This is a genomic window from Pedobacter sp. T50_32, from assembly GCF_057652195.1.
Window position 1 is genome coordinate 1 of the sequence record NZ_JBYFBY010000014.1, and the last position, 2,600, is coordinate 2,600.

2 protein-coding genes are annotated in these 2,600 nt (G+C 49.8%); both read left to right on the forward strand.

The annotated features are described in order from the left end of the window. The first annotated feature begins 180 nt into the window (after positions 1–180). On the forward strand, positions 181–1,710 hold the full coding sequence (gene istA / locus AC23ME_RS21085; RefSeq protein ID WP_487729700.1) for an IS21 family transposase: 1,530 nt from the start codon (positions 181–183) through the stop codon (positions 1,708–1,710). Between the two features lie 20 nt (positions 1,711–1,730). Further along, the gene (istB, locus tag AC23ME_RS21090; protein ID WP_487729701.1) at positions 1,731–2,480 is read left to right on the forward strand and encodes an IS21-like element helper ATPase IstB; all 750 of its coding nucleotides are present in this window, start codon (positions 1,731–1,733) and stop codon (positions 2,478–2,480) included. Positions 2,481–2,600: the final 120 nt, after the last annotated feature.

Consider the following 2,600-nt stretch of genomic DNA (forward strand, 5'->3'; position numbering starts at 1 on the left):
TGGAGATTTCGCTGAAATTGACCATCTGATTTCGGTTTAAGCTGACCACCTATTCCGCGGCAAACTGACCACCTCATTTCGGACTAAACTGACCAGTCCGATCTGGCAACAGATGCTATAGTTACACGCTATTTTTGGAGGATATATAACCCTTCCAAGATGGCCAACAACACTATTAGCATGAGCAAGATAAGACAGATCCTCAGGATGTACAGCCAAGGGCGCAGCAAGCTATCCATAGCTGTTCAGGTTGATGTTTCCAGGAATACGGCAAAGCGCTACTTCAGCGCATTTGATGCCAGCGGATGTACATTCGAACAGATTAACGCCCTAAACGACAAGGAACTAGAAGATTTCTTCGGAAAGAGCCGGGAGCGTCGGCCAGATAGCCGACTGCAGGCCCTTCAGCGCTGCTTTCCAAACATGGACAAGGAGCTCAAGCGTACGGGCGTTACCCGCCTGATGCTATGGGAATCATATCTGAGGGAGTTCCCGAAGGGGTTCCAGTACACACAGTTCTGCTTCTATTACAACCAGTGGAAGTCACGGGTAAACCCTGTAATGCACCTTGACCATAAGGCGGGCGACAAGCTATTCGTAGACTTTGCCGGCCAGAAACTCTCCATTGTAGATCCCCAGACTGGCGAAGAGATCCAGGTCGAGGTATTTGTCTCCATTCTCGGGGCCAGCCAGCTTACCTATGTAGAGGCTGTTGCCAGCCAGCAGAAAGAGGATTTCATCTCCGCCTGTGAGAATACCCTACACTATATTGGTGGCGTTCCGGCCGCAATAGTGCCAGACAACCTTAAGGCGGCAGTGACAAAGAGCAACAGGTACGAACCTACGCTCAACGAGACCTTTGCCGATTTTGCCGACCATTATGGAACAGCCATACTGCCGGCAAGGGCATACCGTCCCAGGGACAAGGCGCTTGTAGAGGGGGCCGTGAAGATTGTATATAGCCGCATCTATGCCCCTTTGCGGAAGCATATCTTCCACTCGCTGAAGGAACTTAACGAGGCTATCCTTGTTGCCCTGGAATCACATAATGCCCAACTTCTGAAGGGGCGCAACTACAGCAGGCGGCTACAGTTCGAGGAGATCGAAAGGGAGGCGCTCAGCCCCCTTCCCGTGCTCAGGTACGAGTTCAAGAAGCAGCACCATGCCACCGTTATGAAGAATGGGCATGTCAATCTTGGCCCGGATAAGCACTATTATAGTGTCCCCTTCCGCTTCATAGGCAAGAAGGTGAAGATGCTTTACTCCAGGTCAAGTGTGGAGATATTCTACCACTACGAACGCATAGCGATGCACAGACGTGCCAAGGCCCCCTACAGCTATACAACTGACAGGGACCATATGGCCACCTCACATCGGTTTGTTACCGAATGGACGCCGGATAGGTTCTTGGAATGGGCCTCCAGCATTGACGAGGATGTAAGGCTCTATATCCTCAAGGTACTTGACAGGAGGCAACATCCCGAGCAGGCATACAAATCGTGCATGGGCATACTGGGCTTTGCCAAGAAGGCTGGCGAACAGCGCCTGGTCAATGCCTGTAGAAGGGCCCTTGGCTTTGGCATATACAGCTATAAGACAATCCAGACCATACTTGAGCGAAACCTGGACCAATATGGCGAAAGCCTGTTCGCAGATGAACTGCCAATGCCATCACATGACAATATCCGTGGTGGAGACTATTATAAATAACCCTTAAACCATCGTAGAATATGAACACGAACACACTCGACAAGATGCGCAGGCTGAAGTTCTATGGAATGTTCCATGCCTTCAAGAGCAGCATAGAGACCGGCCAGACGACCGGGTACACCGCAGATGAGCTGTTGGCACAGCTGATAGAGGCCGAATGGGATGACCGTCAGAACAGAAAGATAGAGAGACAGATCCTTTATGCCAGATTCCGCTACAAGGCCTCCATAGAGGACCTCCATTACCATGTTGAAAGAAGCATAGACAGGAACCAGATAATGAGGCTGGCCGACTGCACTTTTATCGAAAGGTTCGAGAACCTGCTGATAACCGGGAGCACAGGGATAGGGAAAAGCTACCTTGCCTCGGCAATCGGCTATCAGGCCTGCATGATGGGTTACAAAGTTCTCTATGGCAGTACACCAAAGCTGTTCGCCAAACTGAAGATGGCAAAGGCCGACGGTTCCTATATAAAAGAGGTCTCAAGGATAGAAAAGCAGCAACTGCTCATCCTGGACGATTTCGGCATACAGCCATTTGATGCACAGAGCAGGGCCGCTCTGATGGAGATAATAGAAGATAGGCACGGAAAGACTTCCCTTATCATCACCTCACAGCTTCCGGTAAGCAAATGGCACGAGGTAATTGGAGAAAAGACAATTGCAGACGCAATATTGGACAGGATTGTACATGATGCGCACAGGATAGAACTGCAGGGAGAATCCATGAGAAAGAAAAGGAACCAGGCCCCAGAAAACAGTTTTCAATAAAATTACTTTTAAATCACTACTTTTGACACCGAATCTATAGCACCTGTTGCACAGGTTCGCCAGCAGTTTGGGTGGTCAGTTTGACACGGAATCCCATGGTCAGTTTCTCCGAAATATACA